General features: G+C 38.8%; 13 protein-coding genes. All 13 read right to left on the bottom strand.

Annotation, left to right across the window (positions count from 1 at the left end; translation table 11 throughout):
* Positions 1-6 precede the first annotated feature (6 nt).
* The 13 genes from HFK82_RS02770 to HFK82_RS02710 all read right to left on the bottom strand — a co-directional run bounded on the left by HFK82_RS02770 (position 7) and on the right by HFK82_RS02710 (position 8,473).
* Positions 7-174, bottom strand: a complete 168-nt coding sequence (locus tag HFK82_RS02770) for a hypothetical protein (protein WP_168260591.1) — start codon at positions 172-174, stop codon at positions 7-9.
* Positions 175-197: 23 nt separating this feature from the next.
* Positions 198-527 (bottom strand): hypothetical protein, encoded by a 330-nt coding sequence (locus HFK82_RS02765; protein WP_168260718.1) that lies wholly within the window; start codon positions 525-527, stop codon positions 198-200.
* A 48-nt stretch (positions 528-575) separates the two neighbouring features.
* Entirely contained in the window at positions 576-1,127 is a 552-nt protein-coding gene (locus HFK82_RS02760; RefSeq protein WP_168260717.1) for a major tail protein, read from the bottom strand.
* A 20-nt stretch (positions 1,128-1,147) separates the two neighbouring features.
* Complete coding sequence (locus HFK82_RS02755) at positions 1,148-1,576, bottom strand: hypothetical protein (protein WP_168260716.1); 429 nt, start codon at positions 1,574-1,576, stop codon at positions 1,148-1,150.
* Complete coding sequence (locus HFK82_RS02750; RefSeq protein ID WP_168260715.1) at positions 1,573-1,947, bottom strand: HK97-gp10 family putative phage morphogenesis protein; 375 nt, start codon at positions 1,945-1,947, stop codon at positions 1,573-1,575. The genes HFK82_RS02755 and HFK82_RS02750 overlap by 4 nt, the downstream gene beginning before the upstream one ends.
* Positions 1,944-2,297: a phage head closure protein gene (locus HFK82_RS02745; RefSeq protein ID WP_143887964.1), complete on the bottom strand. Its 354-nt coding sequence runs from the start codon at positions 2,295-2,297 to the stop codon at positions 1,944-1,946. The genes HFK82_RS02750 and HFK82_RS02745 overlap by 4 nt, the downstream gene beginning before the upstream one ends.
* Positions 2,284-2,595: a head-tail connector protein gene (locus HFK82_RS02740; protein WP_168260714.1), complete on the bottom strand. Its 312-nt coding sequence runs from the start codon at positions 2,593-2,595 to the stop codon at positions 2,284-2,286. The genes HFK82_RS02745 and HFK82_RS02740 overlap by 14 nt, the downstream gene beginning before the upstream one ends.
* A gap of 142 nt (positions 2,596-2,737) precedes the next feature.
* A complete protein-coding gene (locus HFK82_RS02735) occupies positions 2,738-3,925 on the bottom strand; it encodes a phage major capsid protein (RefSeq protein ID WP_168260713.1) in 1,188 nt (395 codons plus the stop codon).
* Between the two features lie 38 nt (positions 3,926-3,963).
* The gene (locus HFK82_RS02730; protein ID WP_168260712.1) at positions 3,964-4,638 is read right to left on the bottom strand and encodes a head maturation protease, ClpP-related; all 675 of its coding nucleotides are present in this window, start codon (positions 4,636-4,638) and stop codon (positions 3,964-3,966) included.
* The gene (locus tag HFK82_RS02725; RefSeq protein ID WP_168260711.1) at positions 4,595-5,821 is read right to left on the bottom strand and encodes a phage portal protein; all 1,227 of its coding nucleotides are present in this window, start codon (positions 5,819-5,821) and stop codon (positions 4,595-4,597) included. Before HFK82_RS02725 ends, HFK82_RS02730 begins: the two co-directional genes overlap by 44 nt.
* A 170-nt stretch (positions 5,822-5,991) precedes the next feature.
* Positions 5,992-7,746, bottom strand: coding sequence for a terminase TerL endonuclease subunit (locus HFK82_RS02720; RefSeq protein WP_168261016.1), 1,755 nt, complete (start codon positions 7,744-7,746; stop codon positions 5,992-5,994).
* A 15-nt stretch (positions 7,747-7,761) separates the two neighbouring features.
* A complete protein-coding gene (locus tag HFK82_RS02715; RefSeq protein ID WP_168260710.1) occupies positions 7,762-7,986 on the bottom strand; it encodes a hypothetical protein in 225 nt (74 codons plus the stop codon).
* A 16-nt stretch (positions 7,987-8,002) separates the two neighbouring features.
* Positions 8,003-8,473, bottom strand: coding sequence for a phage terminase small subunit P27 family (locus HFK82_RS02710; RefSeq protein WP_168260709.1), 471 nt, complete (start codon positions 8,471-8,473; stop codon positions 8,003-8,005).
* Positions 8,474-8,623 lie beyond the last annotated feature (150 nt).

Here is an 8,623-nt window from a genome sequence, read left to right as displayed (position 1 = left end):
TCCCTTCTAACCAAATAGGAAAGGAAAAGCTTTATCTAACGTTGTCTCAGTTTCTTCTGCTACTGTTTCTTGTTCTAATGCTTCCACCATCAGCTCAAAATCTGATAGTTGCATTTTCTTAATATCAAGAATTGTGTAGCCGCTATTCAAAAGCGATTGAATCATTTTTAACAAGTTAGACTTGGCTTGCTCTGGTGTTATTCCTTTTTTTCGGCATCTTCCTCTTCGTTGTTTTCACCACGACCAAAAGCATCAACATAAAGCTTGTCAAGAACGTTCAACGTCTCAACGTCTGCAGTTTTCAAATCCGCAACAGTGAATTGCTTGCCATACATATCAACGAACATTTGAAGATATGCTTCGTTAAGTTTACGTGTCTGTTTCGAATCGAAAGCAGCTTTATCATTTGAAATAAAAGCGTTTTGACGTGCGTTGTGGTCAACGGCTAAAAGGTTATCTTCAACATTGATGTATTCTTTTGCGTATTCTTTGGTAACGCCGCCTTTTTTCAATTTAATTTCGTACATAATTTTTCCTCACATAAAAATAAAAGGCCACAAAATGCGGCCAGTTGATTATTCCGCAGTTGGAAATACCATTTTTTTGAATGCTGTTAGTTCAAAGCCTTCTGCATCTTCACGACCAATCAAGAGAACTGTGCCTTCTTCGCCGCCACGAGCCACGAAGCTTCCTTCAATTGAGTCAGCTTTAGGATCTGGCGCACCATCAATAGTAGACGCTTCAAAACTAGGCAAATTGAATTTACCTTTCAAGAGGCCAACCCATACATATTTGCCGTCGTCCATTTTAGTGCGGAACAAAATTGCGACGTCGTTCGGTGTAAGGTCTTTAGTGTATTTTTCAACACCGTTTTCGACAGTAATGCCAAAGAAATCTTTGCGTGCATCAGATGTCAAGTCATATGTTTCAATTGTCAATTTAGCTTCTGTAATACCACCCGAAACGACAACGTATGGTCCGTCATCAGCTGAGAGTGTTTTTAGTTCGTTTGTTAGCTCAAGTTTTGCGCTTGTAAGTCCTGGAAGACGTTTGCTTTGTGTAACTTTTTCGGCATTATTCAAAACGCCATATTCACAACCACTAAGTCCAAATTTTACTTTACCCATGTATTAATTCCTTCTTTCTTTTAATTGCCCCAATCAAAAAAACGATATTTTCTTACGTTCATAAGTAAGCCAATATCGTTATCTTTATATCGAGGCGTTTCGTTAGCTGTATACCATTCAAAACCCGCTTCGGTTAGAATGGCATCGATGCGTTTTACAATTGCTTCTGATTGCGCGGCCGTCTGACACCAAAAATTGATGACAATACGCTGTTCTGTGCCAATATAGCCATCGTCAGCATATGCATTTGGCGCATCGTAAATCGTGTTAATTCGCAGAAATGGAGCCAGTTCTTTTTTCTTCATGTTGGTCGGTTTCTCTGGAATGTCATAAGTGAAAATTCCTTGTTTAAAACCGCCCCCAAACTTCCCTCCACGATAGCTGTCAAACAGCTCATTCAATTGAACATCGTTACTTAAAAGCTTGTACGCCGTCGTTTCGGCAATCATAAATCTAAGCCCTCCTTCACCTTTTCTGCAAAAATTTTCTTAGCAACGGGCGTCATTTGATTGATTGTTTTTTCTTCAAACTCTTGGCCTCGTTGATAAATCGTTCCTGAATCAGGATACTTCGCACGCCACCCCGTAGCATTACCATAACCAATTTCTTTCGAGACAATTCCTTCACTAGCGCCTTTAAAGCCACTAATCGCTGTGTCCTCTTGCAAATGTTCGATAGATCTGCTTTCTCTAGGTGTGTTTGCTTTCAATTGTTTTTCAAATTCTTCAGCAACTTCAGTTACCGCTGCTCTTGCTGTTTTAGGTGCTTTAACTTGCAGTTTCGTAAGATTAGATAAGATTTCATCGAGTCCAGATGTCATTCGACACGCACCCCGCTTATCATAATCATTTCCTTGTTGGCGTAATCAACTTCCATTTTTTCAATCTTATATTCAAGCCCGTTAAAATCAACGAACATTGAATTGTCAAAAGGTGGTTTAGGCATATAGCGAATTAAAAAGACTTTCGTGTCGCTCGTTTTAGTCAACGTTGCATTATCTGCTTGTTTGCCTGTCGTATTCTCACGAAAATCTTTAACAGTCGTCTTAGACACTTCAGCCCAACAACTCATGATGTCTGTTCTGACATTGTCTAAAACTTCGCCATCTTCGTTTTGCCCACCTTCTCTTTTAAAAATGGTGATACGCACATTCATCTTACGTGTCAGCATTGTCACCACCTCGCAAGCGCAACTGATGAACGATATTTAACACACCATTCGCCAGTGGGTAACGGTCGCTATCAGCAGTAACACCTCTATGTTCGTAATCTTCTTTGACTTGTTTTTTAACAGCAAGATCGAATTTTTTGTAACCCGCAAAATCCTCTGGTGTTGAACCAGCTTCAATCGCAAAGCAAATCTGTTCTTGCGCAGCTTCAATCATTTCTTCCAAAATGCTATCTTCAAAGTCAAAGTCAATCTTGCAATAGAGCTTAACCGCCTCCAATAATTCTTGTGAGTCTGCCATCTAGCTACCTCCTTAAGAATTTATTAAGTTCAATAATTCAGCTTTAGTCCTACTACTTGTATAGCTAATGCCTTTAGTATCTAAGTAAGCTTTAATCTCTGTAATTGTGTTAGCCTCAGTCGGAACGCTTACGATTTCCGCATCAGCCTTCGCTGGGTGTAAATGTTACGAAGTAGCCAGCTTTCGCATCAACTTTCTTAACGCCAAAACGAAGAACAGCTTGCAAGTATTGACCATAGATTTCGTTATCTGCCCAACGAAGCCCAAGGTCTTTACGGTCTGCGAACAAGACACCACGTTTGAAATCACCAACAAACGCTTTAGCTTCTCCAGATGCACCAAGAATTTCATCAGAGAGAACGAATACTGGTTTGCCAAGCAAGACTTTGCCAGTTACTGCAGTGATTGAATCTTGCAAAAGATAGCGACCATTTCCGTCTTTAAGAGTGTCAAGAATTTGGTAGAAGCTTTGTGAAACCACGAATGCCACGTCATAAGCAGGGTCAAGGTCGACATTGAGAATTTTCTTAATGTCATCAACGTTTGCTACTGTTTTAGCTGTAAATGTTTTAAGTACGTCGGCAATAGCTGAATTGGTTGTGTTAACTTTAATTTGACCGACTGTTTCAGCAACAATGCTAATCAAATCAACATCTGCATCGTCAACAGATTCTTGTGAAACCGGAATAGCTCCACGATATGTTTCGACAGACCAGTCCACTTGTTCGAATTCTGGTTTAGCAAGAGCTGGGTTTTTCTCCAATTCAGCAACGCTAACCATTTTTGATGTAGCTTTTTTCAAAATTGGATATTTACCAGAAGCTTTTTTAGCTGGATAAATTGTTGTGAATGGTTTCAAGTCAACAGTCGTCTTGATTTCACGCATTGGAGTGGTTACAAGTTCTTCGCTAGTAACTTTAGTAGTATCTGTTTTCTTAACACCATCGGTTTTTGGCACAACTGGTGTAACTTCGTTCATTGAGATAAGAACTTCATCTTTTCCGTTAAAGCGAAGTCCATCATTAACAACAGTACCTTTTGAATGCAAGAATGCGTTGATTTTATCGCGGTAAGTCATATCATCTGTTTCAATTTCACGACCCGTTTTGTTTTCGGCTCCACCTGAATTTTTAGTAGCTTCAAAAAGCTCAAGGTCGGCTTTAGCTGTTTTTAATTCTTCTTTTGCAGTGTCAATTTCATTTTTGATTGTACGAGCTTTTTCAAGGTCATCAGCTTCAAGAGCGTTTTTAACCTGTGCTGTTTTATCAGCGATAGTAGTTGAAAGCGAGTTGATAGATGCTTTTAATTCTTTGATTTTTTCATCAAACATATAGTTTTTTCTCCTTTTTTGTGCAAAATAAAAAGGACTTAAAGTCCTTGTAAAATTTCTTCTTTTTCGATTTCACGTTTCATAGCTTCAATTTCTTTTCTGCGTTTTCCGTGAACTTCGAAGAATTCATCAATAACTGCCTGCGGTAGCAAGCCGTTTCCAATACTGGCGACTGCTTCAGATTCGTTAAATGTCATAATTTCATCAGCGAAGCCTTTTTCAACAGCTTCATCGGCGCTCATATATGTTTCATTTTTCATGAGTTCAAGCAATTCATCTTCACTTAATCCAGTTTTAGCTTTGTAAGCATTAATAATGCCTTTATCGCTAGCTTTCAAAGCGTTTGCTGCTAATTCAAGGTCGTCACTATTACCAGAGACGTCGTTAAGCAGAGCCTTGTGAATCATAATTTGAGCTGTCGGGCTGATGACAACCTTGTCAGCACCCATAATTGCAACACTACAAGCACTTGCAGCCATTCCAGTTACTTCAACTGTAACGTGCCCAGAATAATTTTTCAACGCTGTATAGATATCACTGCCTACTGTCACCAAACCACCGTTTGAATTAACTTCAACTACAACGTCTGAACCGTCTTCTGGAAGTGCTTCAGCAATCGATTTAGCGCTGACCGCTTCCATTCCATAATAGTCGTAAACTTCTTGGCTATTATTCGGAATCAGCGGACCCCTCATCTGAATTCGTTTCGGCATTTTCCTCACCTCCTTTCAATGATTGATATTCTTCTTTCTTGTCCAAGAAAACGTAATTAAGGCTTGTTTGATACCTATCCATATCTGGATTATCAGACGGCTGTTTGCCAAGCTCAATAAGCCCTTGGTTTGGTGTTAATAGCGTATTATTGACAAGTTTAACAATCTCATCAACATTTCGACCTGTAACGCTACGTGTATCAAATTCAAGTCGGCATTTCCGTCTATCTCTTGGACTAAAGATTTTAAGACCTAATTCGCTCGTTATCGCGTCAAAATAGAACGGCAAGTCATTTGTAACATAGTCTTCAGTAAGCTGAGCTACGGACTGATTAGGGCTATTTACACCCAATTTATAGCTAGGTATTCGCAAAGCTTTAGCAATTTGAGCAGTTGAAAAATTATTACTTGAAATCAACTGAAGAACATTCGTATCGATTTCTAACGGTTCGTAGGTCATCGTGTTATCAAATACTAAAGGACTGCCACCTTTCGCTCCTTCTCGCATTTTCTCGAATTCTTCACGAGCCTTTTTGCGAGCTTCACCACTCAACATAGCGCCTTCCATTTTTAAAATACCGCTTGAAAAACCGTCTTTAAAGAATTTTAAAAGCGTACTTGTTCCGCTGTTTTGCAAACTAATTTCATCACCTAAAGACAGCAACGGGGAACGCCCTAAAATTGTGTCATGGCTAAAGAATTTCCAATGGATGACGTCATCAGCTCCACAAGTGATCTCTTTGCCTGTCAAGCTATCGATGAAAGTGTAGATAAGTTCATGACTATCTAATTCTTCCACACGAGTTTCAGATGGTTTATAAAACTGAAATTGCAACGCATTGCCAGTTCGTGGGTCTCTCAAAATACGAGAATAAGCATTACCTGTCAAAATAGTATTGACTGCCATCGCAAATTTCCACGTTCGAGCTGAAGCATTGCCAGTCGATTTTACATTCAACAAATAATTGATGTCCTCGTCTTGAATGATGTCGCCATTGATGTTTTTCTTGATTAACGGAAATCTGGCAATATCACCAGCAATAATTGATGTTGCTGTCAGTACATCGCTGTTTCTAAGAGCTGAAATACCAACATACTTTGCGCTATCATTGCCAGACACTACCGAAGCGACATAATCGTCATAAGAGAGTTTGGAATCTCCTAACGACTGAAAAAAGCTCATTGTCTCACCTCCTTTCTAACGCATGGTTTTGTCAATATATAAACCTAAAAATGTACACATCAAACCCAAACACATAAAGCCAGCTGTTAAATCCAATCTAAAAAATGAATAATCAATCAAGCCAAATCCCGTTAGTAGTAGTAATGTATGAATGTTATTTTTAAAAAATTTCAAAACAGACCTCCACTTTCAAAGATTTTTTCGTCAGTCCAATAACCTGCGCCGTCAAATGCTTCGAGATAACAAGCCGCATAAGCGTCTAGTAAAGCATCGAGCGGGTCAATTTTATTGCTGTTTTTATTCTTATCAATACGCATACCGTTGTTGTCAACTCGTGTATAAGCATTATTAACAGCCATTGTAAGCAACTTATTGCCCGAATGTTTTATTTTCCCAGTTTTGACGTCATCTCTAAACTGCTTCGTCGGCATATTCAGAACCATTGTTGTTTGTGGGATTTGGACTTGTGTCCATTCTGGGTGTCGTTTCTCAATCATCGTTAGCAAAGCGCCGTATTGATAAGGGTCGAAATAAATCCCCTGAACTTCCCAATCGTTTTCAATAACCATTTCTTCGAGTTTTTCCATAACTCGTTCATTATCAATAACACCAGACTCGAGCGCGGTAATTTCGCATTCGCCCATGCGTTCAAGGTTCGTATAAGATACACCATCCCGCTTTTCTTTAGCTATCAAACCATACTTTGTAGCGATAAAAGAAAAGCTGTCAGCGTACCAATAATCGTCCATCATCGTCATTGTGCTGATTGAAAACAAGTCGCTTGAATGTCCAACGTCTACGCCTATCCAGACGCGTCTGCCAGTCGTATCTGGCTTATCAATAAGTGCATCTTCCCACGTTTGTTTATCCATGTAAGAGGCTTCGCTAGATTGACGCCACATGTTGAAATTTTTAACCAAAACTTTGTTAATTTCACCCGTTTCAAGCGAAGTTTTACGCCTTTTTCGCAAATAATCCATGATTTTTTCATACAACGCTGGCACTTCCAAAATAGGATTTGACTTAATCCAATTGCTTTCGTCAGCAATTTCTTTCTCGTCATCTTGTTCGGAAATGAACGCAAAATACGAATCATCAACTGTTTTCTTATCTAAAATCTTAGTAGCGTACTTATATTCAATGGTGTACATTGGTACATTCAAATCTAGACCAGCTGTCGAAATAATTAAAATCAATGGATTATCAAGCTGACCTTGACCAGATTCCAAAAGTTCAATCATTTCATTTGTTTTGCTTGCAGCGTATTCATCTAGCACGCCAACATATGGTTCAAAACCATCAACTGCCCCAGTGTCACGACTTAATGCCCTGATATACGATTCATCACGCTTGTTTGTTAACTCATCGCGAACAATCTTAGTAGCTTTGAAAATGTCCTTATCCTTAGCTCTAAGAGCTTCTAACTGCTTCTTAGCCATCGTCCATGCAATTCTTGCCTGTGTGCGGTCATTTGCCGTACAGAATAACTGACGACTTAATGCGGGGTTCTTACCAAATAAAAACTCGTATAGCAAAATACCAGCGATTAAAATGGTCTTTCCGTTCTTACGAGCAACTGAGACCATAGCCTTGCGGAAGCGTCTGACAGAGTGGTCTTTCTTCTTCCGCCAACCATACAAGCTGGAGATGATGAATTTTTGAAACCTTGCAAGCGGATAAGTTTTGCCTGTTTTAACATCTGGCAAAATCTCCAAAAAATCGATAGTGTTTTGGGCTTTCTCTGGGAAATAATCAAATTCAAAATCAGAATTACTAATATTTTTCAAATCATCCAAATGCCTTTGACAAGCTTTGATAACTTTCTGACAAGCTTTGATATTGCCTTCGACCACATCGAGCGCATAATAAAAAGCAGTATCTTTATACTGCTCTGGAATCTCTAAATAATCGTAAGCTATTTTGATTACCTCCTTTCATTTCTAAATACGGAACGACTGTCCAAGAGTTCTTTTGAACCCTCTACCATCATTAATGTCAAAAAATTCAATAAAGAATCCATTTTCCCACGGTGCATCGATTGCGTTTCCGGATTCGAAGCAAAATTTTACTTTAGCAATGTGGAGCACTTCTTCTCCGTCTATTTTCACAATTGGACAGCTATCGCCTTCTGTTATTTTAATAGAGAATTCTTTTACTCGCTTCATTCTTTATTTCCTTTCACTAATTCCCAAACTTATCAAACATTGTGTCTTTCTTTTCTTCTGTTTTAGGTACATACATTTTCATACGACTGTCGACAGTCAAACCTAACTGCGCTGCGCACGATTTAATATTGTTTGTCGCTTTTTCGAGCGTAACAACTAATGGATTCTGAATCCACATGCCTTTATCTTCGCTAAAAACAGAAATACCTATTTCATTTACTTTTTGACTTGCTTCAACATATATACCGTACCATGTGCAATAATTTTCTAAAATTGCTCTATCCAAATCACGAACCGGCAAACTTTTTAAATCTTCAACTATACGAGCGTATTCAACTTTCGCTGTTTCTCCTAAGTGTTCAGGAGGTGTTAGTTGTAACTCAATCAAACCGTCACCAGCTGATTTTTGGATTTCGACACGTACAGCTTTTTCAGCTTTAGTCAAATGTTTTTTGTTATTTTCAACTACCTTTAACTTTCGTCCCAAAGCTTTACATCTCCTTTACATTAAAATTTTTAGCTTTCAAAAATTCAAAAAGGGAAAATTGCGCACGAAAGAGGGCGGCGTTGTTATATCCGAACGATACATAGCCCCGATAAAAAAACAAGGGGGATTACCGAACATTTATACCACCTC

This window comes from Streptococcus alactolyticus (assembly GCF_012277075.1).
Taxonomy (GTDB): domain Bacteria; phylum Bacillota; class Bacilli; order Lactobacillales; family Streptococcaceae; genus Streptococcus; species Streptococcus alactolyticus.
The sequence above is the reverse complement of the archived record's forward strand: the minus strand, read 5'-3'. Positions and strand labels throughout refer to the sequence as shown.